The sequence below is a fragment of the Cellulomonas sp. P2_F12 genome (assembly GCF_056403775.1).
In genome coordinates this window covers 104,927-131,775 of sequence record NZ_JBFUEV010000007.1, presented here as the reverse complement: position 1 = coordinate 131,775, position 26,849 = coordinate 104,927, and the positions used below count along the sequence as shown (strand labels likewise).

Annotated in this window: 27 protein-coding genes; 15 read left to right on the top strand and 12 right to left on the bottom strand. The window is 72.7% G+C overall.

Annotated features, from left to right (window positions below; translation table 11 throughout):
- Window positions 1-321: 321 nt before the first annotated feature.
- Window positions 322-1,365 carry a hemolysin family protein gene (locus AC1DWH_RS15260; protein WP_477094380.1) on the bottom strand — a complete coding sequence of 348 codons (1,044 nt, stop codon included), beginning with the start codon at window positions 1,363-1,365 and terminating at the stop codon, window positions 322-324.
- A complete protein-coding gene (locus AC1DWH_RS15255; RefSeq protein WP_477094379.1) occupies window positions 1,362-2,687 on the bottom strand; it encodes a hemolysin family protein in 1,326 nt (441 codons plus the stop codon). The genes AC1DWH_RS15260 and AC1DWH_RS15255 overlap by 4 nt, the downstream gene beginning before the upstream one ends.
- Window positions 2,688-2,943: 256 nt before the next feature.
- Between AC1DWH_RS15255 and AC1DWH_RS15250 the strand changes: the two genes are divergently transcribed.
- The 5 genes from AC1DWH_RS15250 (at window position 2,944) to AC1DWH_RS15230 (ending at window position 10,612) form a co-directional block, all read left to right on the top strand.
- Window positions 2,944-3,723, top strand: a complete 780-nt coding sequence (locus AC1DWH_RS15250) for a response regulator transcription factor (protein WP_456847275.1) — start codon at window positions 2,944-2,946, stop codon at window positions 3,721-3,723.
- Entirely contained in the window at window positions 3,720-4,796 is a 1,077-nt protein-coding gene (locus AC1DWH_RS15245) for a sensor histidine kinase (RefSeq protein ID WP_477094378.1), read from the top strand. Before AC1DWH_RS15250 ends, AC1DWH_RS15245 begins: the two co-directional genes overlap by 4 nt.
- A 39-nt stretch (window positions 4,797-4,835) precedes the next feature.
- Entirely contained in the window at window positions 4,836-5,744 is a 909-nt protein-coding gene (locus tag AC1DWH_RS15240) for an ABC transporter ATP-binding protein (protein WP_477094377.1), read from the top strand.
- Window positions 5,744-6,559 (top strand): ABC transporter permease, encoded by an 816-nt coding sequence (locus AC1DWH_RS15235; RefSeq protein ID WP_477094376.1) that lies wholly within the window; start codon window positions 5,744-5,746, stop codon window positions 6,557-6,559. The genes AC1DWH_RS15240 and AC1DWH_RS15235 overlap by 1 nt, the downstream gene beginning before the upstream one ends.
- 273 nt (window positions 6,560-6,832) lie before the next feature.
- On the top strand, window positions 6,833-10,612 hold the full coding sequence (locus tag AC1DWH_RS15230) for a multifunctional oxoglutarate decarboxylase/oxoglutarate dehydrogenase thiamine pyrophosphate-binding subunit/dihydrolipoyllysine-residue succinyltransferase subunit (protein WP_477094375.1): 3,780 nt from the start codon (window positions 6,833-6,835) through the stop codon (window positions 10,610-10,612).
- Window positions 10,613-10,666: 54 nt separating this feature from the next.
- On the opposite strand, the gene AC1DWH_RS15225 is transcribed toward AC1DWH_RS15230, so the two are convergent.
- On the bottom strand, window positions 10,667-11,623 hold the full coding sequence (locus AC1DWH_RS15225; RefSeq protein WP_477094374.1) for a GlxA family transcriptional regulator: 957 nt from the start codon (window positions 11,621-11,623) through the stop codon (window positions 10,667-10,669).
- Between the two features lie 93 nt (window positions 11,624-11,716).
- On the opposite strand from AC1DWH_RS15225, the gene AC1DWH_RS15220 reads away from it, so the two are divergent.
- Both AC1DWH_RS15220 and AC1DWH_RS15215 read left to right on the top strand, forming a co-directional pair.
- Entirely contained in the window at window positions 11,717-11,890 is a 174-nt protein-coding gene (locus AC1DWH_RS15220) for a hypothetical protein (protein WP_477094373.1), read from the top strand.
- A gap of 128 nt (window positions 11,891-12,018) precedes the next feature.
- Entirely contained in the window at window positions 12,019-12,618 is a 600-nt protein-coding gene (locus tag AC1DWH_RS15215; protein WP_456846628.1) for a GDSL-type esterase/lipase family protein, read from the top strand.
- 20 nt (window positions 12,619-12,638) lie between these two features.
- Here the strand turns inward: AC1DWH_RS15215 and AC1DWH_RS15210 are convergent, their stop codons facing one another.
- The 3 genes from AC1DWH_RS15210 to AC1DWH_RS15200 all read right to left on the bottom strand — a co-directional run bounded on the left by AC1DWH_RS15210 (window position 12,639) and on the right by AC1DWH_RS15200 (window position 15,312).
- Entirely contained in the window at window positions 12,639-13,247 is a 609-nt protein-coding gene (locus tag AC1DWH_RS15210; protein WP_456846629.1) for a PadR family transcriptional regulator, read from the bottom strand.
- Window positions 13,248-13,249: 2 nt separating this feature from the next.
- Window positions 13,250-14,065 carry a DUF4097 family beta strand repeat-containing protein gene (locus tag AC1DWH_RS15205; protein ID WP_477094372.1) on the bottom strand — a complete coding sequence of 272 codons (816 nt, stop codon included), beginning with the start codon at window positions 14,063-14,065 and terminating at the stop codon, window positions 13,250-13,252.
- Window positions 14,066-14,223: 158 nt separating this feature from the next.
- A complete protein-coding gene (locus tag AC1DWH_RS15200) occupies window positions 14,224-15,312 on the bottom strand; it encodes a type IV pilus twitching motility protein PilT (protein ID WP_456846626.1) in 1,089 nt (362 codons plus the stop codon).
- Between the two features lie 118 nt (window positions 15,313-15,430).
- On the opposite strand from AC1DWH_RS15200, the gene AC1DWH_RS15195 reads away from it, so the two are divergent.
- Entirely contained in the window at window positions 15,431-15,505 is a 75-nt protein-coding gene (locus AC1DWH_RS15195) for a 50S ribosomal protein bL37 (RefSeq protein ID WP_155859599.1), read from the top strand.
- An 82-nt stretch (window positions 15,506-15,587) separates the two neighbouring features.
- Here AC1DWH_RS15195 and rsrA read toward each other — a convergent pair whose 3' ends face one another.
- Window positions 15,588-15,884 carry a mycothiol system anti-sigma-R factor gene (rsrA, locus tag AC1DWH_RS15190; RefSeq protein WP_456846625.1) on the bottom strand — a complete coding sequence of 99 codons (297 nt, stop codon included), beginning with the start codon at window positions 15,882-15,884 and terminating at the stop codon, window positions 15,588-15,590.
- The gene (locus AC1DWH_RS15185) at window positions 15,881-16,585 is read right to left on the bottom strand and encodes a sigma-70 family RNA polymerase sigma factor (RefSeq protein WP_456846624.1); all 705 of its coding nucleotides are present in this window, start codon (window positions 16,583-16,585) and stop codon (window positions 15,881-15,883) included. Before AC1DWH_RS15185 ends, rsrA begins: the two co-directional genes overlap by 4 nt.
- A gap of 185 nt (window positions 16,586-16,770) precedes the next feature.
- Between AC1DWH_RS15185 and AC1DWH_RS15180 the strand changes: the two genes are divergently transcribed.
- Genes AC1DWH_RS15180 through AC1DWH_RS15155 form a run of 6 tightly spaced genes read left to right on the top strand, consistent with a single transcriptional unit; the run spans window position 16,771 to window position 21,842 of the window.
- A complete protein-coding gene (locus AC1DWH_RS15180; protein ID WP_456846623.1) occupies window positions 16,771-17,316 on the top strand; it encodes a ferritin in 546 nt (181 codons plus the stop codon).
- An 11-nt stretch (window positions 17,317-17,327) separates the two neighbouring features.
- Window positions 17,328-17,840, top strand: coding sequence for a DoxX family protein (locus AC1DWH_RS15175; protein ID WP_477094371.1), 513 nt, complete (start codon window positions 17,328-17,330; stop codon window positions 17,838-17,840).
- 43 nt (window positions 17,841-17,883) lie between these two features.
- Window positions 17,884-19,167, top strand: a complete 1,284-nt coding sequence (aroA, locus tag AC1DWH_RS15170) for a 3-phosphoshikimate 1-carboxyvinyltransferase (protein WP_477094370.1) — start codon at window positions 17,884-17,886, stop codon at window positions 19,165-19,167.
- Window positions 19,167-20,243 carry a ribosome small subunit-dependent GTPase A gene (rsgA, locus tag AC1DWH_RS15165; RefSeq protein WP_456846620.1) on the top strand — a complete coding sequence of 359 codons (1,077 nt, stop codon included), beginning with the start codon at window positions 19,167-19,169 and terminating at the stop codon, window positions 20,241-20,243. Before aroA ends, rsgA begins: the two co-directional genes overlap by 1 nt.
- 31 nt (window positions 20,244-20,274) lie before the next feature.
- Complete coding sequence (hisN, locus tag AC1DWH_RS15160) at window positions 20,275-21,078, top strand: histidinol-phosphatase (RefSeq protein WP_477094369.1); 804 nt, start codon at window positions 20,275-20,277, stop codon at window positions 21,076-21,078.
- 17 nt (window positions 21,079-21,095) lie between these two features.
- Window positions 21,096-21,842, top strand: a complete 747-nt coding sequence (locus tag AC1DWH_RS15155; RefSeq protein WP_477094368.1) for a class I SAM-dependent methyltransferase — start codon at window positions 21,096-21,098, stop codon at window positions 21,840-21,842.
- On the opposite strand, the gene AC1DWH_RS15150 is transcribed toward AC1DWH_RS15155, so the two are convergent.
- Genes AC1DWH_RS15150 through AC1DWH_RS15135 form a run of 4 tightly spaced genes read right to left on the bottom strand, consistent with a single transcriptional unit; the run spans window position 21,839 to window position 25,686 of the window.
- Window positions 21,839-22,570 (bottom strand): HAD family hydrolase, encoded by a 732-nt coding sequence (locus AC1DWH_RS15150; RefSeq protein WP_477094367.1) that lies wholly within the window; start codon window positions 22,568-22,570, stop codon window positions 21,839-21,841. The genes AC1DWH_RS15155 and AC1DWH_RS15150 overlap by 4 nt on opposite strands.
- On the bottom strand, window positions 22,567-24,054 hold the full coding sequence (gene gltX / locus AC1DWH_RS15145; RefSeq protein WP_477094366.1) for a glutamate--tRNA ligase: 1,488 nt from the start codon (window positions 24,052-24,054) through the stop codon (window positions 22,567-22,569). The genes AC1DWH_RS15150 and gltX overlap by 4 nt, the downstream gene beginning before the upstream one ends.
- Before the next feature lie 10 nt (window positions 24,055-24,064).
- Window positions 24,065-24,850, bottom strand: coding sequence for a fumarylacetoacetate hydrolase family protein (locus AC1DWH_RS15140; RefSeq protein ID WP_477094365.1), 786 nt, complete (start codon window positions 24,848-24,850; stop codon window positions 24,065-24,067).
- A 14-nt stretch (window positions 24,851-24,864) separates the two neighbouring features.
- Window positions 24,865-25,686 carry a methyltransferase domain-containing protein gene (locus AC1DWH_RS15135; protein WP_477094364.1) on the bottom strand — a complete coding sequence of 274 codons (822 nt, stop codon included), beginning with the start codon at window positions 25,684-25,686 and terminating at the stop codon, window positions 24,865-24,867.
- Window positions 25,687-25,787: 101 nt separating this feature from the next.
- On the opposite strand from AC1DWH_RS15135, the gene AC1DWH_RS15130 reads away from it, so the two are divergent.
- Window positions 25,788-26,813 (top strand): DUF418 domain-containing protein, encoded by a 1,026-nt coding sequence (locus AC1DWH_RS15130; protein ID WP_477094363.1) that lies wholly within the window; start codon window positions 25,788-25,790, stop codon window positions 26,811-26,813.
- Window positions 26,814-26,849 lie beyond the last annotated feature (36 nt).

Below are 26,849 nucleotides of genomic sequence, written 5' to 3'. Positions count from 1 at the left end.
GGGGCCGGCGTCGGCACGGCCTCGGCAGCGGAACGCCGCTCGGCCTCACGGAGGCTGCGGCGTGTCGGGAGGCCCGTGACGGGCTCCTCGCTGTGCGAACCCACGACACCTCCTGTCCGTTCACGCGTCTGATCTGCCGCGACGTCGTCGTCGGGCGCACGGTGAGCGCTACCCGGCGACTGCGGTCACGAAACCATAACGGCTGGCGGACACGCTTCCAAGTCCCTGGACGACCGTCCAGTCCGCGGATCGGACATTCCGGGCGACACGCGGGGCGACACGCCGAACCCGCGCACGCCATCCGCACAACTGGTCCAGTGATCAGGACATCTGCCCGCGCTGCATGGCGTCGCGGACCTCGCCGACGAGCTCCTCGAGGATGTCCTCGAGGAAGACCACGCCGACGGTGCCGTCGCCCTCGTCGACCCGCGCGAGGTGGGCCCCCGAGCGCTGCATGGCCGCGAGCGCGTCCTCGATCTCGTCCTGCGGCCCGACAACGGCCAGGGCCCGCACGCGCCAGGCGGGCACGGGCACGGACCGGGTGGCCTCGTCGGCGTAGAGCACGTCCTTCAGGTGCAGGTACCCCGTGAACGCCCCCGACGCGTCGAGCACCGGGAACCGGGAGAACCCGGTGCGGGCAACCAGTCGCTCGACGTCCTCGGGGGTGCTGCCGGGGTTGACGGCCACCAGCTGGGCGGAGGCGATCATCACGTCGTGCGCGGTGAGGTCCGAGAACTCGATCGCGCCCGCGAGCAGGCCCTGGTCGTCCTCGAGCAGCCCTTCCGCCTGGGACCGCTCGACGATCGACTGGACCTCCTGGGCGGTGAACGCCGACGAGACCTCGTCCTTGGGCTCGACGCCGAACAGACGCAGCGCGTGGTTGGCCAGCCAGTTCAGCGCGGTGATGACGGGCCGGACGACGCGGGCGATCCAGACGAGCGGTGGGCCGAACATCAGCACGGCCCGGTCGGGGCCGGCCACGGCGAGGTTCTTGGGCACCATCTCGCCGAGCACCACGTGCAGGTACACGACGATCGCGAGCGCGACGACGAACGAGATCGGGTGCGTGAGGTCCTCGCTGACGCCGAGCGCGTCGAGGGGACCGGCGATCAGGTGCGCGATGGCCGGCTCGGCCACGACACCGAGGCTGGTCGAGCACACGGTGATGCCCAGCTGCGCGCACGCGAGCATGAGCGAGACGTGCTCCATGGCCCACAGGACTGTCGTGGCGCGCCGGTCGCCCGCCGCGGCGAGCGGCTCGATCGCGCTGCGGCGGGACGAGATGATGGCGAACTCCGCGCCGACGAAGAAGGCGTTGGCGGCGAGCAGCAGCGCCGCGAGGGTCAGGGCGAGGCCGGAGCTCATGACTCGGCCTCCTCGTCGTCGTCGTCGGCGACCGCGCACACGCGCACCCGCTCCACGCGCCGACCGGCCATCGCGTCGACCTGGAGCCGGACCCCGTCGACGACGATCTCGTCGCCGTCGGCCGGGATGCGGCCGAGCACGAACATGAGCAGGCCGCCCAGGGTCTCGTAGGGGCCGTCGGCGGGGACGTGCAGACCCGTGATCTCGGCCAGCTCGTCGGGCCGCAGGACCCCGGGCAGCAGCCACGAGCCGTCGGCGGACCGCGCGGTGGAGGCGCGCCGCCGGTCGTGCTCGTCGGCCACGTCCCCCACCAGCTCCTCGACGACGTCCTCGAGCGTGACGACCCCGGAGGTGCCGCCGTACTCGTCGACCACGACCGCCATCTGCAGGCCCTGCTCGCGCAGCTCGACCAGCAGCGGACCCAGGTGCACGGTCTCGGGCACGCGCGGCGCCTCGACCATGAGGGCGGCCGCGGGGACCTCGGCGCGCCGCTCGTACGGCACGGCGATAGCGCGGCGCAGATGCACCAGCCCGACGATGTCGTCGCTCGAGTCGCCGATCACCGGGAAGCGGGAGTGCCCGGTCCGGCGGGACAGGTCGACGACGTCGGCCGCCGACTCCTCGCGCCGCACCACGACGAGCCGGAGGCGGTCCGTCATCACGTCGACGGCGGTGAGCTCGCTGAACTCGATCGAGTTGGTGAGCAGTGTGGCCGTCGACTCGTCGAGCGTGCCCACCTCGGCCGAGCGACGCACCAGCGCGGCCAGCTCCTGCGGCGACCGACCGCCGGAGAGCTCCTCGCGCGGCTCCACGCCGACGCTGCGCAGCAGGGCGTTGGCGCTGCCGTTGAACACGACGATCAGCGGGTGCAGTGCGCTGGTGAACCCGCGCTGCAGCGGGGCGACCATGCGGGCGGTGGGCAGCGGGCGGCTGATGGCCAGGTTCTTCGGGATGAGCTCGCCGACGACCATGGAGAAGCCGTTGACCAGGATGATCGCGAGCAGCGCGGCGACGATGCCGCCGATGGCCCGGCCCAGCGCGGAGTCCTCCAGCGGGATCCGCAGCAGCCGGACGACGGCCGGTTGCGTGGTGTACCCGAGCAGGACCGTGGTCAGGGTGATGCCCAGCTGGGCGCCGGAGAGCTCGGTGGACAGCCGTCGCAGCGCCTTGAGCACGGACTGGCTGCGCCGGTCGTCAGGCGCGGCCTGCCCCTCGACCAGGCCGGGGTCGAGCGTGACCAGCGAGAACTCGCTGGCGACGAACACCGCGGTGCCGAGCGTGAGCAGCACGCCCAGCCCGACCAGGAGCCACTCGGTCAGCACGCGGCACCGACGGGCGCACGACGAACGCCGACCCGGAGGTCGGCGCTCGAGTGGGCAGAATAGTAGAGAGGAGAGAGGAAGTGGTGGCCGGCATGGTCTCCCCCGGGCTCGTCGGCCCGGGAGTGACGCCGGCAGCGACTTGAGCTGCTCATGGTGGCCCCGATCATACGGGCGCGAGGGCGACACCACCCGGCGCATCCACACTCCCGAGCGTCATCGGGGGGTCGAAGGTGCGGGCCTGTGCCACGCTGGCGGCATGGTGAACGTGAGCGGTGGGCCGACGACGGCGGCCGGCGGAGCAGCCGGCACCACGGTCCTGGTGGTGGAGGACGAACCGGCGATCGCGCAGGCGATCGTGCACCGGCTCTCGGCGGAGGGCTGGACGGTGGAGTCCGCGGGCGACGGCCTGTCCGGCGTCAGCGCGGCGTCGCGGCTGCGACCGGACGTCGTGGTGCTCGACGTGATGCTGCCGGGGATCGACGGGCTCGAGGTGTGCCGGCGGATCCAGGCCGAGCGGCCGGTGCCGGTGCTCATGCTGACGGCCCGGGACGACGAGACCGACATGCTCATCGGGCTCGGCGTGGGTGCCGACGACTACATGACGAAGCCGTTCTCGATGCGCGAGCTCGTCGCCCGCACCAAGGCGCTGCTGCGCCGCACCGAGCGCGCCACCCGGGCGGCCGAGATGGCCGCCGCCGAGCAGCCAGACCCGCCGCTGGTCCTGGGCGACGTCACCGTGGACCGCGCCCAGCGTCGCGTCCTGCGCGGCGACACCGAGGTGCACCTGACGCCCACGGAGTTCGACCTGCTGCTCGCGCTCGCCGCGACGCCCCGCACGGTGCTCACGCGGGAGCGCCTGCTCGCCGAGGTGTGGGACTGGGTCGACGCCAGCGGCACCCGCACGGTCGACTCCCACATCAAGGCGCTGCGCCGCAAGCTCGGCCCCGACCTCATCCGCACGGTGCACGGCGTCGGCTACGCGTTCGAGCCGAACGACGGCACGGGCGACGGGGCCACGGTCCCCGAGGGCGCGTGAACGCACCCCGGCACGTCCGCGGCGAGTTCGCACGCTCGCGGATCCCCGACGTCCGACCGCTCGACCGCTTCCGCTCGATCAAGATCAAGCTCGGCGTGCTGGTGGCCGCGACCGTCACGCTCGCCGCGTTCATCACCTGGTTCGGCCTCTACAACCACCTCGGCCCGTCCCGGACGCTGCCGATCGCGATCATCGCCTCGCTCATCGTGACCCAGCTGCTCGCCCGCGGGATGACGTCGCCGCTGCGGGAGATGACGTACGCCGCTGGTCGGATGGCGAACGGCGACTACAGCCGGCGCGTGCGCGCGACGAGCCTCGACGAGGTCGGCCAGCTGGCGGTCGCGTTCAACACGATGGCCGATGACCTCGAGCAGGCCGACACGTTCCGCCGCGAGCTCGTCGCCAACGTCTCGCACGAGCTGCGCACCCCCGTCACCGCGCTGCAGGCCCAGCTGGAGAACATCGTCGACGGCGTGACCGAGGCGGACCCCGCGACCATGCAGGCGGCCCTCGCGCAGACCGAGCGGCTGGGCCGCCTGGTGACGTACCTGCTCGACCTGTCCCGACTGGAGGCCGGCGACGTCCCCCTGCAGGTCGCGGACGTGCGGCTGCAGGACTTCCTCGAGGAGGCGGCCGAGGGCGCGATGCTGGTCGGGGCCACCAAGCGGCTGCGGTTCCCCGTGGTGGTCGACCCTCCGGACCTCACGGTCCCCGCCGACCCGGACCGCCTGCACCAGGTCGTCGCCAACCTGCTGCACAACGCGGTCCGGCACTCCCCCGACGACGACGAGGTCCGGCTCGAGGCGTCGCGCGTGGGCTCGGACGTGCGGATCGACGTGGTCGACCACGGACCGGGCATCGCGCAGGACCAGCGGGCGCACGTGTTCGAGCGGTTCGTCCGCGGCAACAACCCGGCGCACACCGGGCAGGTCTCCACCGGCGGGACCGGGCTGGGCCTGGCGATCGTCCAGTGGGCGGTCGAGCTGCACGGCGGTCGGATCGAGGTCGCGGACACCGAGGTCGGCTGCACCATGCGGGTGACCCTCCCGGCGACCAGCCCGCACATCGCCTGACACATTGTTCTACTCCCGGTAGAACACTAGGGTCGGAGCATGACGACCGACGGCACGATCCTCGTCGAGCACCTCTCCAAGTCGTTCGGGTCCGTACGCGCCGTGGACGACCTCTCGTTCGAGGTGACGCCGGGCCGGGTGACCGGGTTCCTCGGACCCAACGGCGCGGGCAAGACCACCACGCTGCGCATGCTCCTCGGGCTCGTCCGCCCGACGTCGGGCGCCGCCACGATCGGCGGCCGGACCTACGGGCAGATCCGGCGTCCGCTGCGGACGGTCGGCGCCGCGCTGGAGGCCTCGAGCTTCCACCCGGGCCGCACCGCGCTGGACCACCTGCGCCTCTACACACCGCAGGTCGGCGTCCCCGACGAGCGCGCCGGCCAGGTGCTCGAGCTGGTCGGCCTCTCCGCGGCGGCGGACCGGCGGGTCGGCGGCTTCTCCCTCGGCATGCGGCAACGGCTTGCGCTGGCCACCACCCTGCTGGGAGACCCCCGCGTGCTGCTGCTCGACGAGCCCGCCAACGGGCTCGACCCGGAGGGCATCCGCTGGCTACGGGGCTTCCTGCGCGCACTGGCCGCCGAGGGCCGGACCGTCCTGGTGTCCAGCCACGTGCTGTCCGAGGTGGAGCAGACGGTCGACGACGTCGTGATCATCGCCCGGGGAAAGCTGGCGCACGCGTCCTCGCTGGCCGAGCTGGCCGGCATCGCCCGGACCCGCGTCCGCGTCGTCTCCCCCGACGCCGCCGGGCTCGCGACGCTGGTCGAGCGGAGCGGCTGGACCCGGACGCCGACGGCCGACCAGCGGGTCGCGGAGCTGCTCGACGTCGACGCCGCGACCGTCGGCGCCGCCGCGTTCGGCGCGGGCCTGGAGCTGCACGAGCTGGCCGGCCAGGACCCGGGGCTCGAGGGCCTGTTCCTGGAGCTCGTCGGCCACGGCGAGGTGGCCTGATGCGCGCCGCCCTGGTCACCGAGTACCGCAAGCTGGTCACCACCCGACTGTGGTGGCTGCTGCTGATCGCCATGGCCGTCTACATGGCGTTCCTGGCCGCCGTGCTCGGCTGGGGCATCTCCCAGCCCGGCGGGCTGTCCGGCACGACGAGCGACACCGGCGGCGTCGTCGACACCGCCCCCGACGCGGTCGTGCGGGCCGTCTACACGATCGCCGTGACGTTCGGGTACGTGTTCCCCCTGGTGGTGGGCGCGCTGGCCGTCGCCGCGGAGTTCCGCCACCAGACCATCACCCCCACCCTGCTCGCCGAGCCGCGCCGCACCGTGCTGCTGTCCGCCAAGCTGCTCGCCGCCGCCGGGCTCGGCCTCGTCTACGGCCTGGTCGGCACGCTCGCCGCGGTCGGCGCGGGCGCGACGGTCCTCACGCTGCTGGGCAAGCCGACGTTCCTCGACGACGCCTCGACGTGGCGCACCATCGCGCTGTCAGCCCTGGCGCTCGCCCTGTGGGCCGTGGTCGGCGTCGGGTTCGGCTCGGTGCTGACCAACCAGGTCGCGGTCATCGTCGTCGTCCTGGCGTTCACGCAGTTCGTCGAGCCGGTCCTGCGGTTCGTCCTGTCCCTGACCAGCTGGGGGCACGGCGTCGCCGCCTACCTTCCGGGCGCCGCGGGCGAGGCGATCTCGGGCGGCAGCTTCTACTCGGAGTCCGGCGTCGGCACGTTGCTGGAGTGGTGGCAGGGCGCCCTCGTGCTGGTCGCGTACGGCGTCGGGCTGGCCGCGATCGGGCGCGTGACGACCTTCCGGCGGGACATCACCTGAGCCCGCGCACCCGTGCTGGACGGATGTGCAGAAGCATGACCTGCCAGGGGTGCCGACAACCTCACCTTGAGGCGTGCGGAACTGGCACGTTGCCCCCCGTTGACCCGGGTGTGGCGACGAGGTGAAGACGCCTGCTGATCCGTCGCGCAGGGGCCTCCAGAGGCGGGCCCGCGCGCGTTCAGGCCGTAGTGTTGTCATCAACAGAAGTAGCAGTCGACTAGCAGAGACGCGGTCACGAACCGCAGCGGAAGTGGGCGACCCAGCGTGACCCAGATGGCGGATCCTGACTCGACGCGCGCCGTTTTCGGTGCCAACGAGTGGCTCGTGGACGAGCTGTACGAGCAGTACCTCCAGGACAAGAACACCGTCGACCCGGCGTGGTGGGACTTCTTCGAGGGCTACAAGCCCGACGAGGCCTCGACCAACGGCTCGACCCCGGCGCCCGCGCCGACCAACGGCGTCCCGACGACGAAGCCGACACCCGTGGTCCCGGCACCGGCCGCCGCCGCGGCACCCCCGGCCCCTCCGGCTCCTCCGGCCGCGCCCGCCGCACTCCCGCCGGCCCAGGCAGCGCCGTTCGTCGAGCCGCCGGCCGTGACGTCCCCGATCGCCACCGCCCAGCCCGCGACCGCCCCGTACGCGCAGGTCGCCCAGCGCGCGTCGCTCGCCGACGAGGCCGAGGCGGCCGACGACATCCAGAAGCTGCGTGGCCCGGCCGCGCGCGTGGTGACCAACATGGAGGCCTCGCTCGAGGTCCCGACGGCCACCTCGGTGCGCGCCATCCCGGCCAAGCTGATGGTCGACAACCGCATCGTCATCAACAACCACCTCGCCCGTGGTCGCGGCGGCAAGATCTCGTTCACGCACCTCATCGGCTTCGCGCTGGTCGAGGCGCTGGCCGAGATGCCGGCGATGAACACGTCGTACACGCTGGCCGAGGACAAGCCGAGCGTCCTGACGCCCGCGCACGTCAACGTCGGCATCGCGATCGACCTGGCCAAGCCGGACGGCACCCGTCAGCTGATGGTCCCGTCGATCAAGAAGTCCGAGACCCTCGACTTCGCCGGCTTCTGGGCCGCGTACGAGGACGTGGTGCGGCGCGCCCGCGGCAACAAGCTCACGGTCGACGACTTCGCCGGCACGACGATCTCGCTGACCAACCCGGGCACCATCGGCACCGTCCACTCGGTCCCGCGCCTGATGCAGGGGCAGGGCACGATCATCGGCGTCGGCGCCATGGACTACCCGGCGGAGTTCGCGGGCACGTCCGAGGAGGCGCTCAACAAGATGGGCGTGTCCAAGGTGCTCACGCTCACCTCGACGTACGACCACCGGATCATCCAGGGCGCCCAGTCCGGCGACTTCCTGCGGATCATCGGCCGCAAGCTGCTGGGCGAGGACGGGTTCTACGACCGCGTGTTCGCCGCGCTGCGGGTCCCCTACGAGCCCGTGCGCTGGGTCCGCGAGTCCAACGACCCCGACGCCGAGGCCATCAAGCCGGCCCGCATCGCCGAGCTGATCCACTCCTACCGGTCGCGCGGCCACCTCATGGCCGACACCGACCCGCTGGCCTACCGCCAGCGCAAGCACCCCGACCTGGACGTGCAGACGCACGGCCTGACGCTCTGGGACCTCGACCGCACGTTCCCCACCGGCGGGTTCGGCGGCAAGCCCCGCGCCAAGCTCCGCGAGGTGCTCGGCCTGCTGCGCGACTCCTACTGCCGCACGGTCGGCAGCGAGTACATGCACCTGCAGGACCCGCGGCAGCGCCGCTGGCTGCAGGAGCGTCTCGAGTCGGGCTACGCCAAGACGCCGCGCGAGGACCAGCTGCGGATCCTTCGCCGCCTCAACGCGGCGGAGGCCTTCGAGACCTTCCTGCAGACCAAGTACGTCGGCCAGAAGCGGTTCTCGCTCGAGGGCGGCGAGTCGGTCATCGCCCTGCTCGACGCCATCCTGTCCAAGGCGGCGAACAACGGTCTCGACGAGGTCGGCATCGGCATGGCCCACCGTGGCCGGCTGAACATCCTGGCCAACATCGCGGGCAAGTCCTACGGGCAGATCTTCCGCGAGTTCGAGGGCAACCAGGACCCGAAGTCGGTCCAGGGCTCGGGCGACGTCAAGTACCACCTGGGCACGGAGGGCACGTTCACCGCCGAGTCCGGCGCGACGACCGCGGTGTACCTGGCGGCCAACCCGTCGCACCTCGAGGCGGTGGACCCGGTGCTCGAGGGCATCGTCCGCGCCAAGCAGGACCGCATCGACCTGGGCGGCGACGGCTTCTCCGTCCTGCCGATCCTCATCCACGGCGACGCGGCCTTCGCCGGGCAGGGCGTCGTGTTCGAGACGCTCAACCTGGCGCAGCTGCGCGGGTACCGCACCGGCGGCACCATCCACGTGATCATCAACAACCAGGTCGGGTTCACCACGGGCCCCTCGTCGTCGCGCTCGTCGCAGTACGCGACCGACGTGGCCAAGGGCCTGCAGGTGCCGATCTTCCACGTCAACGGGGACGACCCGGAGGCGTGCGTGCGGGTGGCCGAGCTGGCGTTCGAGTACCGCGAGCAGTTCGACCGCGACGTCATCATCGACATGGTCTGCTACCGCCGCCGCGGTCACAACGAGGGCGACGACCCCTCGATGACGCAGCCGCTGATGTACAACCTCATCGAGGCCAAGCGCTCGGTCCGCAAGCTCTACACCGAGACGCTCGTGGCGCGCGGGGACCTCACGATCTCCGACGCCGAGCAGGCGCTGCAGGACTACCAGTCGCAGCTGGAGCGCGTGTTCGCCGAGACGCGGGAGGACGGCTACGCGCCGACCCCGCCCGAGGCGGAGGCCGTCAAGGGGCTCGAGCGCCCGGAGTCGCAGCTCGAGGACGCGGGCGTCATGGTCGGCTGGAAGACCGCCGTCGACGCCGGCACGCTCGAGCGCATCGGTCGCGCCCACGTGCGTCCGCCCGAGGGCTTCACGGTGCACCCAAAGCTGGCGCAGCTGCTGGCCAAGCGCGAGGCGATGACCCGCGAGGGCGGCATCGACTGGGGCTACGGCGAGCTGCTGGCGTTCGGGTCGCTGCTGGTCGAGGGCACGCCCGTCCGGCTCGCCGGGCAGGACTCGCGCCGCGGCACCTTCGTGCAGCGCCACGCCGTCATGCACGACCGCGAGACCGGTGCCGAGTGGACGCCGCTGCTGTACCTGTCGCAGGACCAGGCCAAGTTCTGGGTCTACGACTCGTCGCTCTCGGAGTACGCGGCCCTCGGGTTCGAGTACGGGTACTCGGTCGAGCGCCCGGACGCCCTCGTGCTGTGGGAGGCGCAGTTCGGCGACTTCGTCAACGGCGCGCAGACGATCATCGACGAGTTCATCTCGTCCGCCGAGCAGAAGTGGGCCCAGCGGTCCTCCGTCGTGCTCCTCCTGCCGCACGGGTACGAGGGCCAGGGGCCCGACCACTCGTCGGCCCGCATCGAGCGGTTCCTGCAGCTCGCGGCCGAGGAGAACATGACGATCGCGCAGCCGTCGACGCCCGCGTCGCACTTCCACCTGCTGCGCCGTCAGGCGTACGCCCGCCCGCGCCGTCCGCTGGTGGTGTTCACGCCGAAGTCGATGCTGCGCCTCAAGGCCGCGTCGTCGGACGTCAGCGAGTTCACCTCCGGCACGTTCCGTCCGGTGATCGGCGACGACCTCGCCGCCGCCAAGGCCGGGCAGGTCACCCGCGTGCTGCTCTGCTCGGGCAAGGTCTACTGGGACCTGCTGGCCCACCGCGTGAAGACCGGCGACGAGCAGACCGCCATCGTCCGGATCGAGCAGCTCTACCCGCTCGACGGCGACGCCGCCCGCGCGGCGCTGGCGCCGTTCGACGGCGCCGAGCTGGTGTGGGTGCAGGACGAGCCGCGCAACCAGGGGCCGTGGACGTTCCTGTCCATGCACCTGCCGCAGCTGCTCGGCCGCACGCTCCGGGTGGTCTCGCGCAAGGAGTCGGCGTCGCCGGCCGCCGGGTCCGCGAAGAAGCACCAGGCGCAGCAGGCGACTCTCGTCGAGACCGCCTTCCAGCGCTGACGAACCGCTGATCGAGGCCCGCACCCCCCTCGGGGTGCGGGCCTCGCTCGTGTGTCAGCCGACGGCGACCGGCGCGAACGTCCGGCGGTACGCCTGCGGGCTGGTGCCGAGCGTCCGCGCGAAGTGGTGCCGGAGCACGGCCGCGGTGCCGAACCCGCAGAGCCGGGCGATCTCCTCGATGCTCGCGTCGGACCGCTCGAGCATCTCCTGGGCGCGGACCACGCGCTGCCGGGTAACCCAGGCGGCCGGCGTGGTCCCGGTCTCGGCGCGGAACCGGCGGGCGAACGTCCGCTCGGACACGAACGCCCGGGCGGCGAGGTCGGGGACGCTCATCTCCTCCTCGAGGTTCTCCACCATCCAGGCGAGCAGCGGGGCGAGCGTGTCGGCGTCGCACGGCAGCGGCGTGTCGACGTACTGGGCCTGTCCCCCGTCCCGGTGCGGCGGGACGACCATGCGGCGGGCGACGGCCGAGGCCGCTGCGGCGCCGAGCTCGCGGCGGACCAGGTGCAGGCAGGCGTCGATGCCGGCGGCGGTGCCGGCGCTGGTGATCACGTGGTCGTCGTCGACGTACAGGACGGCGGGGTTGAGCCGGGCGGCCGGGAACTGCCGCGCCATCTCGTCGGTGTACATCCAGTGGGTGGTGCACTCGCGGCCGTCCAGCAGCCCCGCCTGCCCGAGGGCGAACGAGCCGCTGCAGATGCTGAGCACCCAGGCGCCGCGCGCGTGGGCGTCCCGCAGCGCGTCGAGCACGACCTCGGGCACGTCGCCGGTGTCGCCGTAGGCGGGCACGATGACCAGGTCGACGTCCTTGGTGGCCTCCAGGCCGTGCTCGACGATGATCGAGTAGCCCGCCCCCTTCGTCGGCACCACGCCCGGCTCGATCCCGCACAGCGTGAAGTCGAAGGACGGGCCGCCGGTGTCCCGGCGATCGATGCCGAAGACCTCGCAGGCGACCCCCAGCTCGAAGGGCGCGACGTTCGGCAGGGCGATGGCGGCGACGGAACGGAGCATGCGCCCAGCATCGGCACGGCGTGGCGGAATGTCAACGGTAGGCGTCAGTTCTGCCACTCGTGGCGCGTTATCCACGGGCGCAGACTTTCTGCCATGACCACCTTCTGGATCGTCCTCGCACTCGCCGGAGCGGCCTGGCTGGTCGCCCGTCTGGTCGTCACGCTGCGCCGCGACGGCCTCGGCTCCGCCCAGCCGCCCGCCTCCCACTCGGACTGGTCGGACGCCACGTCCGACCTGCCGAGCCACCCGTTCCGCACCGCCGGCTGACCGGCCCGCCACCGCCGCGAGCCGCTCGCGACAGGCCCGCCGATGAACGGGCCCCCGTCGCCGCACACTGAGAGACTGTGCGGCGACGGCCGTCCGCGGGACGGGTCGCACGGCGAGAGGTGAGGCACGTGGGTGAGCTGCCGCTGAGGCTGGCGGTGGTCGGCGACGAGCTGGTGGCCGGCGCGGGTGACCCGAAGGGTCTGGGCTGGGTGGGACGCGTGACGGCCCGCACGCCCACACCGGACCCGCTGACCGTGCTCACGCTGGCGGTGCCCGGCGAGACCAGCACGGCGCTCGGCGCCCGCTGGGACGAGGAGGTCAGCCGCCGCTTCTCCCCCGAGGCCGACAACCGCCTCGTGGTCGCGCTGGGCCGTGCCGACGTCGCCGCCGGCCTGTCGCTCGCGCGCAGCCGGCTCAACCTGGCGAACATCCTCGACGTCGCCGAGCAGCGTCGCATCCCCGCGTTCGTCGTCGGCCCCCCACCCGGGGAGACGGCCGACAGCGAGAAGCTGGCGGACCTGTCAGCAGCGTTCGCGGACGTGGCCACCCGGCGCCGGGTGCCGTTCGTCGACACCTACACGCCGCTGGCCGCCCACGACCAGTGGCTGGGCGACCTCGCCGCCGGCGACGGGATCCTGCCAGGCCAGGCCGGGTACGGCCTGATGGCGTGGCTGGTGCTGCACACCGGCTGGCACGCCTGGCTCGGGCTGCCCGACGACTCCGCCTGACAGCCACCGGACCCAGAGGGTCATCGCAGGGTGCCCCGCACGGCGGTCAGCGCCGAGTCGAGCACCGTCCGCAACGTGTCGAGCGTGAGCTGCTCGACGCTGCCGCGCGCGTCGGCCTTGCGCAGCTCGGTGCGGATCTCGTCGCGGAACCGGTGGACCATCGCCTCCGCGTCCATGTACCGCACGTGCGACGTCACCCGGGGGTCGTCCGAGACCCCCGCCGTGTGCGGCACCGCGGACGCGCGTGCCTGCTGGGCCGCGGCCGCCAGGTCGGCGCGCAGACCGCGCATCGAGCCGCTGACGTCGTCGCGGACCTGCGCGGCCCGCTCGCGGACGGACTCGGCGATGCCCTCCTCGAGGTGGGCGAGGTCCCCCCGCCGCGCCTCGAGCTCGGCGTAGCCGGCCTCGGTCAGCGCGTAGGTGCTCTTGCGCTCCTCGTCGACGCGCATGACCAGGCCCTCCTCCTCGAGGCGGGCCAGCCGCGGGTACACGGTCCCGGGGCTCGGGCGGTAGGTCCCGCCGAACCGGTCGGACAGCGCGGTGATCAGCTCGTAGCCGTGCTTCGGGCCGCTCTCGAGCAGCGACAGCAGGTACAGGCGCAGCTGACCGTGCGCGAAGACGGGCGCCATCATCACGCGACCCCGGTCCCCGTGCCGCGCAGCACGGTGAGGTGCCCCGACACGGTGTTCGCGGAGACGAAGCAGGCGCCGTCCCCGGTGCGCAGGTCGACCTTGCGGTGGCCCGGCGAGCTCCCCTTGTACTCCTCGCCGTCGACGACCAGGCGGCCGGAGACCGACTGGCCCTTGACCTGGACACCCTTGCCGGCGGGCAGGCGCACGGTCACGTCGCCCGACACGGTCGTCGCCGTGACGCTGGAGGTCCCGGAGGTCACGTCGAGCGTCACCGAGCCCGAGACGGAGTTGGCCTGCACCAGGCTCAGCTCGCCCGAGGCCGCCAGCTCGCCCGAGACGGAGTGGAGCTGCAGGTCGCCGTGGTGGTCGCGCACGACGATCTCGCCGGAGACCGTCTTGGCCCCGAGGCGGCCGCGGGTGCCGTCGGTGATCAGCGTGCCGGAGACCGTGGACACCGAGGCGTCCTCCTGGATCCCCGCCAGCAGCCCGTCGGCCGTCACCGTGCCCACCTTCGCCAGGACGTCGCGCGGCACCGCGATGTGCACGTCGGCGCGGTCCTTGCCGCGGAAGTTCCGGAACTTCTCGAGGAACCCGTCCCAGCCGCCCAGCGTGAACTGGTAGCCCACGCGGAGCTCCCCGTCGGACAGGCTGACCTCCAGCGGGCGGCCGTCGACGTCGTGCACCTCGATGCGGGCGCCCGCGCCGTCGTGCGCGACGACGTCGACCCGGCCCGCGACCAGCTGGACGCGCAGGCTGGTGATCTTCTCGATCTCGATGATCTGCGGGCCGGCGACGACCCAGGACTCGCTTGCCATGACGCTCTCCATTCGCGATATATCTCGTTCCGTCAGACACGTTATATCGCGTTACGCGAGGAGGCAAGCCCAACGCGTCATATCGCGTGCCGGCGCACGACACAGGGCAAGCGAAGAGCCCGCGACCGAGGGTCACGGGCTCTCCACCTGGAGGGTCGTCAGGACACGAGACCGGCCTGCCGCAGCTCGACCGTGAGGTCGTGCGGGCTGGTCGAGGCGGACAGTGCCTCCTCGTACGTGATGATGTCGTCGCGGACCAGCTGGAACAGGTGCTGGTCGAACGTCTGCATCTTGTAGAAGTCGCCCTCCTTGATCAGGTCGATCAGGGGCGGGGCGTCCTCGGGGTCCAGGATCGCGTCGCGCGTGCGGCCGGTGTTGACCATGACCTCGATGGCCGGGCGACGACCGGTGCCGTTGGCCAGCCGGACGAGGCGCTGCGACACGATGCCGCGCAGGGCCTGGGCCAGCGCGATGCGGACCTGCTTCTGCTCGTGCGGCGGGAAGAAGTCGATGATGCGGTTGATGGTCTCGGCGGCGTCGATGGTGTGCAGCGTCGACAGGACGAGGTGACCGGTCTCGGCCGCGGACAGCGCCGCGCGGACCGTCTCGACGTCACGCATCTCACCGACGAGGATCACGTCGGGGTCCTGCCGCATGGCGGCACGCAGGGCGACCGTGAAGTCCGCGGTGTCCTGGCGCACCTCGCGCTGGGACACGATCGACTTCTTGTCCTGGTGCAGGATCTCGATCGGGTCCTCGATCGTGACGATGTTGACCTCGCGCAGCGTGTTGATCAGGTCGACCATCGACGCCAGCGTCGTCGTCTTGCCCGAGCCGGTCGGGCCGGTGACCAGCACGAGGCCGCGGGGCTCGAGGGCGAGCTCGCCGATGACCTCGGGCAGCGCCAGCTCGGCGAGCGCCTGGGCGCCGACGGAGACGCGGCGGAAGACCATGCCGTAGGTGCCGCGGGCCTGGTAGGCGTTGACGCGGAACCGACCGACGCCCGACACGGAGTACGCGAAGTCGGCCTCGTGGTTCTCGCGGAACTTGTCCACCAGGTCGTCGGGGAGGACCTCCTCGAGCATCCGCTCGGTGTCTGCCGGCGTGAGGTCGGGCACCTGGAGCTTGCGCAGCCGGCCATCGACGCGCACGCGGGGCGCGGACCCGACCTTGCAGTGCAGGTCGGAGCCGCCCGTGCTCGCGAGGGCGTGCAGGAACGGGATCACGGACTGTGTCGGCTGGCTCACCCCGTAGTCATCGGACAGCAGGCCCCGTGACTTGAGCGCCCGCGAGATGTGGGACCATGGGACGAGTCCGGCGCGCAGCACGGGCGCCGACCCCCGTACGTCGACGAAGGAAGATCCCATGAGCAAGCGAGGCCGCAAGCGCCGTTCCCGCAAGGGCAGCGCCGCGAACCACGGCAACCGTCCCAACGCCTGAGCGTCGGACAGTAGCCAAATACGCGAGAAGGCCCAGTGCAGCAGCTGCTGCACCGGGCCTTCCGTCGTCTCCGGGGTCGGTGTCAGTCGAGCGTCACGCGCATCACGGTGAGCTGCTCGTGGATACGGATGCGCAGGCTGTCCGGCGCCGCCTCCTGGCAGCCGCGCTTGACCAGAGTCTTCACGACGACGTCGACGTCGTACTCCTCGAGGCACCCCTGGCACTCGGCGAGGTGGGCCCTGACCGTCTCGGCGTCGGGTGCCCCGAGCTCCGCGTCCAGGTACTCCCACAGCCGGTCCAGCGCGTCCGCACAGTTGTTCCCGCACGTGCCTGCCGACAGCGTCGCCGCCAGCGCTGCCTCGTCCTGCCACTCGCTCATCGTTCGCCCTCCGGTGCGGTCGGGGCCACCGCGACCAGACCACGCCCCCGCGCGTAGTCCGACAGCATCTCGCGCAGCTGCGCGCGACCGCGGTGCAACCGGGACATCACCGTCCCGATCGGTGTCCCCATGATCTCGGCGATCTCCTTGTACGCGAAGCCCTCGACGTCGGCGAGGTACACCGCGATCCGGAACTCCTCCGGCAGGCGCTGGAGCGCGTCCTTGATGTCGGAGTCCGGGAGGTGGTCGAGCGCCTCGGCCTCGGCGGACCGCAGACCCCTCGACGTGTGCGACTCGGCGCGGGCCAGCTGCCAGTCCTCGATCTCCTCGGACCGGGACTGCTGGGGCTCGCGCTGCTTCTTGCGGTACGAGTTGATGTACGTGTTGGTGAGGATGCGGTAAAGCCACGCCTTGAGGTTGGTGCCCGGGCGGTACTGGTGGAACGCGGCGAACGCCTTGGCGAACGTCTCCTGCACCAGGTCCTCGGCGTCGGCCGGGTTGCGCGTCATCCGCAGGGCAGCGCCGTACAGCTGGTCCAGGTAGACCAGTGCCTCGGCCTCGAACCTCTCGGTCCGTGCCGCGTCGTCCTCGGACTCGGGCGCGCGGTTCGTGTCCTCGCTCATCGCGGTCGAGCCTAGCCCCGCAGGCTGTGCCCCACCGACCGGCGTGGGGGACGCCACATTCACCCCGGCGTCCTGCATCCGCGCGGCACGCTGGGTCGGAATGGTGTCTACGGGGACACCGATCGCCCAGCCGGTCGTGGTCGACGTCGTGGGTCGCGTCTCGGTGGCGCAGCTCATGGTGGGCACAACGGCACGGGGCCCCGAGCCATTCCCACCCGAACCCTCCCGTGCCAACCTCTGACCCGCGCACTAGGTTTGGCGGCATGACCAGCACCACCGAGGAGTCCACCTACCTGCGCCTGCTCCGCGAGCAGATCGGCCACGAGTTCGACGCCCACCAGCAGTACGTGGCGATCGCCGTGTGGTTCGACGGCCAGGACCTGCCCCAGCTCGCGCGGCACTACTACCGGCAGGCGCTCGAGGAGCGGAACCACGCGCTGATGATCGTGCGGTACCTGCTGGACCGGGACCTCTCCGTGGAGATCCCCGCGGGCAGCCCGGTCCGGAACGACTTCACGCAGGTGACCGACCCCATCGGGCTCGCCCTGAAGCAGGAGAAGCAGGTGACGGCGCAGATCGAGGCGATCTTCGCCGCGGCCCGCGCCGAGGGCGACGCCCTGGGCGAGCAGTTCCTGCTGTGGTTCCTCAAGGAGCAGGTCGAGGAGGTCGCATCGGCGACCACCCTGCTCACCGTCGCCACGCGTGCCGGCGACAACCTGTTCGACCTCGAGAACTACGTCGCCCGGGAGCAGATCGGTGACGGCGGCGAGTCCGCCGACGCGCCGTCCGCCGCCGGCGGCGCCCTGTAGGAGGAGCTGCCGTGCTGCTGCGCCGTCTCGCGCGTCCCCTGTTCGCCTCGTGGTTCGTCAGCGAGGGGCTCGACGTCGTCCGCCATCCGGCCGCCCACGCGGCCGACGCCCGCGGAGCGCTCACCGCGCTGCGCGCGCGGCTGCCGGAGGCCGCCCGTCAGGGTCCCGCCGGTGAGGTGCTGGACTACGAGATCTCCGACCGCCAGCTCACCACGATCGTCCAGGTGCACGGTGTCGCGCTCGCCGGGGCGGGCGTGCTGCTCGCCATCGGCAAGGCCCCACGCATCGCCGCCCTCGCGCTCGCCGCCCTCACCGCGCCGCTGATCCTGGTGAACCTGCCGGGCAAGCGGGTGCCCGGCGAGGACCCGGCGATCCGCAAGGCGCGCAAGGAGCGGTTCGTGCGGGCGCTCGCCTTCACCGGTGGCGCGCTCATCGCCGGCGTCGACCTCGAGGGCAAGCCCGGGATCGGCTGGCGCGTGCAGAAGGCCCGCGCGGAGCACGCGGCCGCGAAGGCGACCGACTGAGACGTTCGCCGGGTCCGGCGGCACCCCCACTAACCTGGGTGCCATGGATCTGTGGACAGCGCCGCTCGCCGGCGGCCCGCTCGATGCGCTCGTGGACGTCCCCGGCTCGAAGTCGCTGACCAACCGGTACCTGGTGCTGGCGGCGCTGGCGGACTCCCCCGGGCGGCTCCGCGGCGTGCTCCGGTCGCGCGACACCACGCTGATGGCGGACGCGCTGACCAGCATGGGCGCGGGGATCGACCAGGACGGCAGCGACTGGTCGGTCACGCCGGGACCCGTCCGGGGCTCCACCACCGTCCACTGCGGGCTGGCCGGGACCGTCATGCGGTTCCTGCCGGTCGTCGCCGCGCTCGCCGACGGGCCCGTGCGCTTCGACGGCGACGAGTCCGCGCTCGCGCGGCCCATGGGCCCCGTCCTCACGGCGCTGCGCACGCTCGGCGTGCGGGTCGAGGAGCACGGCGAGCCCGGTCGGCTGCCGTTCACGGTGCACGGCCACGGGTCGCTGGTCGGCGGCCAGGTCGACGTGGACGCGTCCGCGTCGAGCCAGTTCGTGTCCGGGCTGCTGCTCGCCGCCGCCCGCTTCGAGCGAGGGCTCACCCTGCGGCACACGGGTCGGACGCTGCCGAGCCTGCCGCACATCGAGATGACCGTCGCGGTGCTGCGCGAGGCGGGCGTCGTGGTCGACGACTCACGCCCCGCGATCTGGCGGGTCGAGCCCGGCCCCATCGCCGGCCGGGACGTGCGCGTCGAGCCCGACCTGTCCAACGCGGCGCCGTTCCTGTGCGCGGCGCTCGTCGCCGGCGGCACCGTCCGCGTGCCCGGCTGGCCCACCGAGACCACCCAGCCCGGCGGCCTGCTGCCCGGCATCCTCGAGCGCATGGGCGCCACCACCCGGCTCGACGGCGACGTGCTCAGCGTGACCGGGACCGGGGCGGTCCACGGGGTCGACCTGGACCTGCACGCGGCCGGGGAGGTCGCGCCGACCATCGCTGGGCTGGCCGCGCTGGCCGACTCCCCCACCCGGCTGCGCGGGATCGCCCACCTGCGCGGGCACGAGACCGACCGGCTCGCCGCGCTCGCCGCCGAGATCACGCGGCTGGGCGGTCAGGCCGAGCAGACGTCCGACGGGCTGGTCATCACGCCGCGCCCGCTGTCCGGCGGCACCTGGCACACCTACGAGGACCACCGGATGGCCACGGCGGGCGCGCTGATCGGCCTGCGGGTGCCCGGCGTCGAGGTCGAGGACGTGGCGACGACCGCCAAGACGCTGCCGGACTTCGTGGGCCTCTGGAACGGCATGCTGGCGGGATCGGCCGTGCTCGCCTGATGGGGACCCGGCGCTACGACGAGCGGGACGTCCGGATCCGTCCCGGTCGCGGCTCGCGCCCGCGCACGAAGCAGCGCCCCGAGCACGCCGACGCCGAGGTGGCGCTGGTGACCGCCGTGGACCGCGGCCGCTACGCGATCCTGGTCGACCCGGACGGGCCCGACGAGCGCGTCGCGATCGCGATGAAGGCGCGGGAGCTGGGCCGCGACCGCGTGGTGCCGGGCGACCGCGTGGACATCGTCGGCGACACCTCGGGCGACGAGGGGTCGCTGTCCCGGATCGTGCGCATCGGCGAGCGCCGGACGGTGCTGCGACGGACGGCCGACGACACCGACCCGGTCGAGCGGATCATCGTCGCCAACGCGGACCAGCTGGTCATCGTCACCGCGCTGGCCGATCCCGAGCCGCGCACCCGGATGATCGACCGCTGCGTCGCCGCGGCCTACGACGCCCGCATGGACGCCCTGCTGGCGCTGACCAAGGCGGACCTGGCGGACCCGGCCGAGCTGGTGGGGATGTACGCGCCGATCGGCGTCGAGGTGGTGGTCACCAGCGCGGAGAAGTCCACCGGCGGACGGATCATCCACGGGCTCGACGACGTGCGGGCGGCGCTCGAGGGCAAGACCTCGGTGCTGGTCGGGCACTCAGGCGTCGGCAAGTCGACCCTGGTGAACGCGCTGGTCCCGGGCACGTACCGGGCGGTGGGCGTGGTCAACGACGTCACCGGCCGCGGTCGGCACACGTCCAGCTCGGCCGTGGCGCTGCGGGTGCCCGGCACGTCGAAGCCCACCTGGGTCATCGACACCCCGGGCGTGCGGTCGTTCGGTCTCGCGCACGTGGACCCGCAGCACCTGCTCGGCGCGTTCGCCGACCTCGCCGCGGTGGCCGAGGAGTGCCCGCGCGGGTGCACGCACGCCGACGACGCCCCCGACTGCGCGCTCGACGAGTGGGTGGCCGCCTCCCCCGACGAGGTCACCAAGGCCGCCCGCGCGGCCCGCATCGAGTCGTTCCGCCGCCTGCTCGCCAGCCGCCTGGGCACCGGCGAACCGGACAACCGGGAGCCCGCACGTCCCTGACGTGCGGGTTCGACGCACTACCGTGTCGGGCATGAGCCTGCGCCCCGGGTACGACGACGACCTGCGCCTCGCCCACGTGATCGCGGACCAGGTGGACTCGCTGACCATGTCCCGGTTCAAGGCGCAGGACCTGCGGGTCGAGACGAAGCCCGACCTCACCCCCGTGTCCGACGCCGACAAGACCGCCGAGGAGATCGTGCGGGGGCAGCTGTCCCGGGCCCGCCCGCGCGACGCCGTCCACGGCGAGGAGATGGGCGACACCGGCCACGGGCCGCGCCGGTGGGTCATCGACCCGATCGACGGGACCAAGAACTTCGTCCGCGGGGTGCCCGTCTGGGCGACGCTGATCGGCCTGCTCGACGGCGACCAGGTGGTGGTGGGCCTGGTCAGCGCCCCGGCGCTGGGCCGCCGGTGGTGGGCCGCGCAGGGGTCGGGCGCGTGGACCGGCAAGTCCCTGGCCGCCGCCAGCCAGCTGCGCGTCTCCGGGGTCGACCGGCTCGAGAACGCCTCGCTCTCGTACTCGTCGCTGACCGGCTGGGAGGAGCGCGGGCAGCTCGACGCGTTCCTCGGGCTGACCCGCCGCACGTGGCGGACCCGCGCGTACGGCGACTTCTGGTCGCACGTGCTCGTCGCCGAGGGCGCCGTGGACCTGTCCGCCGAGCCCGAGCTGGCGCTGCACGACATGGCGGCGCTGGTGCCGATCGTCACGGAGGCCGGCGGGATGTTCACGTCGATCCGCGGGGTGCCGGGGCCGTTCGGCGGGTCCGCGCTGGTGTCCAACGGGCTGCTGCACCGGGCCGCGCTCGAGCTGCTGGACCCGCTGCCGGACCTCTGACCGGGCACGATGGGGGCATGAGCACCGACGACCGCGCCGCGCGTGCCGCCTCGTTCGAGGGTGGGGCGGCCGTGTACCAGGCCACCCGCCCGAGCTATCCCGACGACGCCGTGCGCTGGTCGGTCCCGACCGACGCGCGCGACGTGCTCGACCTCGCGGCCGGCACCGGCAAGCTGACCGAGCGGCTGGTGGCCCTCGGGCTGCGGGTGGTCGCCGTCGAGCCGTCCGACGCCATGCGCGCCGAGCTGACCCGGACCCTTACGACCGTCGACGCCCGTCCGGGCACCGCCGAGCGGATGGACCTGCCCGACGCCTGCGTCGATGCCGTCACGATCGCGCAGGCCTGGCACTGGGTGGACCCGCCTTCTGCGTCGGCGGAGATCGCTCGCGTGCTGCGCCCCGGCGGGCAGCTGGCGGTGCTGTGGAACATCCGCGACTTCTCCGTCGATTGGGTGGGCCGCTGGACGGACATCGTGCACCGGGGCGACACCTTGGGGCCGTCCCTCGACTACAGCTCCCCCCAGCTGGGCGACCTGTTCACCGACCCCGAGACGGCGACGTTCCACTGGACGGACCGGCTGCGGGCCGCCGACCTGCGCACGCTCGCGGCCAGCCGGAGCCACCTCATCCTGCTGCCGCCCGACGAGCGCGACGCGCTGCTCGACGAGGTCGACGAGCTCGTCGCCACCCATCCCGACCTGCGCGGACGCGAGTGGATCGACGTGCCGTACCGCACGGAGTGCTACCGGGCGCAGCTCCGCTAGAGCCCGAGCGCCCCGGGGAGCTCGTCGAGCGAGCGCACGACGAGCACGTCCGCGGCGGCGATCTCGTCGTCGCTGATCGGGATCCGTCGGCCGTCGGGGCGGTCGAGCCACACGCCGACCAGTCCCGCGGCACGGGCGGCCGCCGCGTCGACGTCGAGCTCGTCGCCGACGTAGGCGGTGCGCTCGGGGTCCGTGCCCAGCCGGCGGCAGGCCTCGAGGAACACCCGCGGGTCGGGCTTGCCGAAGCCGAGGGTGTCGACGCCGACGAGCATCGGCACGCGCCCCAGCAGCGACGCCCGGTCGAGCTTGCGGGTCTGGTACGCCACCGCCGCGTTGGACAGGGCACCGACCGCCAGGCCGGCCGCGAGCAGCCGGTCGACGACCGCGTCCACGTCCGGGTGTGCCGACCACGCGCCCGAGAACTCGGCCTCGAACGTGCTGTCCCAGCGCGCGAACCCGTCGGCGTCCAGCGCCGGACCGCCGAAGCGCTCGTGCAGCTCGTTGGCGCGGGCCATCCGCTGCTCGGTGTAGCCGACCTCGCCCCGCGTGTACGCCGCGTAGTGGCCGCCGACGTCCGCGCGCCAGACCGTCACCAGCTCGCCGTGCCGGTCCTCCGGCAGGTCGGGCAGGTAGCGGCGGGCGACGCCGGACAGCGCGTGGACGAACGCGCCGCGCGTGTCGACGAGCGTGTCGTCGATGTCGAACAGGACGCCGTCGAGCTGCCTCACAGGGCGGCGCGCAGGGCGGCGATCCGCGCGAGCGTGGACTCCTTGCCCAGGATCTCCATCGACTCGAACAGGGGCGGCGAGATGCGGCGGCCGCTCAGGGCGACCCGCAGCGGCGTGAACGCGAAACGCGGCTTGATCTGCAGCTCGTCGACCAGCGCCGCCTGGAGCGCCTCCTGCGTCGTCGCCGTCGTGAAGGCCGCCAGGCCCCCGAGCGCGCTCGCGGCGGCGTCCAGGACGGTCGCGGAGTCCTCACGCAGGGCGGCCCGGGCGTCGTCGGCGATCTCCAGCGCGTCGTCCCCGACGAAGAGGAAGCCGAGCATGCCGACGGCCTCGCCTAGCAGCGTGATGCGCTCCTGGATCAGCGGCGCACCCGCGTCGAGGAGCGCGCGGTGCTCGGCCGAGAGGTCGGCGTAGGAGTCCGCGGGCACCAGGCCGGCGCGGTGCAGGTACGGGACCAGCCGGTCGCGGAAGTCGTCGGGCGCGAGCAGCCGGATGTGCGCCGAGTTGATGGCCTCGGCCTTCTTCTCGTCGAACCGCGCCGGGTTGGGGTTCACGTCCGCGACGTCGAACGCGGCGGTCATCTCCGCCATCGTGAAGATGTCGCGGTCCGGGCCGATCGACCAGCCGAGCAGCGCGAGGTAGTTGAGCAGGCCCTCGGGGGTGAAGCCGCGGTCGCGGTGCAGGAACAGGTTCGCCTCGGGCGCGCGCTTGGAGAGCTTCTTGTTGCCCTCGCCGTTGACGGACGGCAGGTGGCCGAACACGGGCATGACCGTGGCGACGCCGAGCTCGAGCAGCGCCCGGTACAGCGCGATCTGGCGCGGGGTCGACGAGAGCAGGTCCTCGCCGCGCAGCACGTGGGTGATGCCCATGATCGCGTCGTCCACAGGGTTGACCAGCGTGTACAGGGGCTGGCCGTTGGCGCGGACGATGACGAAGTCCGGCACCGAGCCCGCCTTGAACGTCACGTCGCCGCGGACCAGGTCCGAGAAGGTGAGGTCGTCGTCGGGCATCCGCAGGCGCAGGACGGGCTCGCGGCCCTCGTTGCGGAAGAACGCCTTGTCCTCGTCCGTGAGGTCGCGGTCGGCGCCGTCGTAGCCGAGCTTCGGGTCGCGGCCGGCCGCCTTGTGCCGGGCCTCGATCTCCTCGGGCGTGGAGAACGACTCGTACGCGTACCCGCCCTCGACCAGGCGGCGGACGACGTCGGCGTACAGGTCCATGCGCTGCGACTGCCGGTACGGCTCGTGCGGGCCGCCGACCTCGACGCCCTCGTCCCAGTCCAGGCCCAGCCAGCGCAGCGCGTCCAGCAGCTGCAGGTAGGACTCCTGCGAGTCGCGCGCCGCGTCGGTGTCCTCGATGCGGAAGACGAACGTGCCGCCCGTGTGGCGCGCGTACGCCCAGTTGAACAGCGCCGTGCGGATGAGGCCGACGTGCGGCGTCCCGGTGGGCGACGGGCAGAAGCGAACACGCACGGGGGAGGAAGTCACGCCCTCCAGATTAGTGGCGGCGCAGCACCGGGTTGCGCAGGGTGCCGATGTCCTCCACCTCGATCTCCACGATGTCGCGGTCCACGATCGGCCCCACACCCGCGGGCGTGCCCGTGAGGATGACGTCGCCGGGCAGGAGCGTGAACACCTCGGAGACGTAGGAGACCAGGTACGCCGAGTCGAAGATCATCTGCGACGTGCGGCCGTCCTGCGTCGTCTTCCCGTTGACGCGGGCGCGCACGTACAGGTCGTCCACGTCGAGGCCGGGCACGATCCAGGGGCCGATCGGGCAGGAGCCGTCGAACCCCTTGGCGCGGGTCCACTGCGAGTCGGCGCGCTGGACGTCGCGCGCCGTGACGTCGTTGGCCACCGTGTACCCGAAGACGTGGTCCAGGGCGCGGTCCGGGGTGACGTCCTTGGTGACCTTGCCGATGACGATGGCCAGCTCGGCCTCGTGGTCCACGTGCTCGGTCCAGTCGGGCAGGACGATCGGGTCGTCCGGGCCGATGATCGACGTGTTGGGCTTGAGGAACAGCAGCGGCGCCGCGGGGACCTCGTTGCCCAGCTCGGCGGCGTGCGCGGCGTAGTTGCGACCGACGCCGATGATCTTGGAGCGCGGGATCACGGGGGCCAGCAGGCGGACGCTGTCGTCGTCGAGCCGGATCTGCTCGCCCGTCGGCTGGACCGGCGTGTAGAGCGGGTCGCCCGTGATGACCACGAGCTCCTCGGAGCCGGGGGCTCCGTCGACCAGGGCGTAACGGGGGTCTCCCCCGGTGGTGAACCTCGCGATGCGCATGTCGGCAGCCTAGGTCAGGCGCGCGCCAGCACCTCGCCGTGGAGCACCGCGAACCAGCCGTCGGGCTGCGTGCCCCACTCGCGCCACGCATCGGCCAAGAGCTCCAGGCCGACCTCGTCGGCGAGCCCGTGCGCGATGGCCTGCGCGGCGAAGTTCGAGGCGACGGAGCGGTCCGCCCACAGGCTGGCCCACCAGGCCCGGTCCTCGGGGGTCGCGTAGCACCAGACACCGGCGCTGGGGACGATCCCGGCCGGGTCGAAGCCGGCCTCGCGCACCCACGACAGGAGCTTGCGGCCGGCGTTGGCGTCGGCCTCGTTGGCCTGCGTGACCTCGTGGTAGAGCTCGCGCCACTCGTCCAGGCCGTTCGACGGCGGGAACCAGGTCATGCCGGAGTAGTCGGCGTCGCGGACGGCGACGAGGCCACCGGGCTTGGTGACGCGGCGCATCTCGCGCAGGGCCGCGACGGGGTCGGTGAGGTGCTGCAGCACCTGGTGCGCGTGGACCACGTCGAAGGCGTGGTCGGGGAACGGGAGCTCGTACGCGTCGGCCACCTGGAAGGTCACGTTGTCCGCACCGGAGTCCGCCGCGGCCTTCTGCGCGATCTCGACGACGGCCGCCGAGGTGTCGACGCCGACGACCTCGCCCGGCTCGAGGCGGGCGGCCAGGTCGATGGTGACGGAGCCCGGGCCGCAGCCCACGTCGAGCAGGCGGGTCCCCGGGACGAGGGCTGGCAGCAGGTACGCCGCCGAGTTCTCGGCCGTGCGCCAACGGTGCGAGCGCAGCACGGACTCGTGGTGTCCGTGGGTGTACACGTCGGGGTGCGTCGGGGAGTTCACATCGAACTGTAATCACCCGGGAGGGGGAAAGTTCAAGAATCGGGACGAAGCGTTTCGACATGCGAGATTCGCGCGTTTCCGCGGATCGCTAGCATCCGTGCATGCGCCGCATCGTGGGAGTCGACGTCGCCCGGGGGCTCGCCGTGCTGGGGATGATGACCGCGCACGTGGGACCGGACGACCCGTACGGCTTCTCGCAGCTGGCCGACGGACGGCCGGCCTCGCTGTTCGTCGTGCTGGCGGGGCTGTCGCTCGGGCTGCTGTCGGGCGGCGCCGCGCCGGTGACCGGGACGCGGCTGGTGCAGGCGCGCGTGCGGATCCTGGTCCGAGCCCTGCTGCTGTTCGCGATCGGGGAGCTGCTCGTCCTGCTGGGAACGCCCGTCGCCGTGATCCTGCCGACCTACGGCCTGCTGTTCGCCCTCGGGTGCCTCGCGCTGCGCTGGTCCCGCCCCGCGCTGCTCACCGCGGCCGGCGTCGTCGCCGTGCTCGGGCCGCCGGTCGGGCAGACGATCGCCGCCGAGCTCGAGGGGCGTCCCAGCACGACGCTCGTGCACCTCGCGACCGGGCACTACTACCCCGCGATCGTCTGGCTCGCCTACCTCCTGTTCGGCCTCGCCCTCGGCCGCAGCGACCTGCGCGACCGCTGGCTGCGGGCCGTCGGCGCCCTCGTGGGCGTCGGCCTGGTGATCCTGGGGCACGGCGGGTCCTGGGTCGCGCTGCACGTGTTCCACTGGCCGATCGGGCTCGCGACGAGCGAGCCGCACTCGTCGACCACCTTCGAGGTGGTCGGCAACCTCGGCGTCGCGCTGCTGGTCATCGCGGCGTCCCTCGCGCTCGCCGAACGGTGGCCGGGCGTCCTCGCACCCCTCGCCGCCGTCGGGTCGCTCGCCCTGACCGCCTACACCGTGCACGTCGTGGCCATCGCGGTCCTCGGGCGGACCGTCGTCTACGACGCGACCGTCGAGGTCTGGCTCGCGTTCCTGCTCACCACGATCGCCCTCTGCTGGCTGTGGGCGACGACGATCGGGCGCGGCCCGCTCGAGTGGGTGCTGCACCGGGTCTCGACGAGGGCCGCGGACGTGGCGCCCGACCAGCTGCCCGACCGCGTGACCGCGTCCGCCCCCTGAGGACGAGACGGCCCGTTGCGGCGTCAGTTCGAGCTC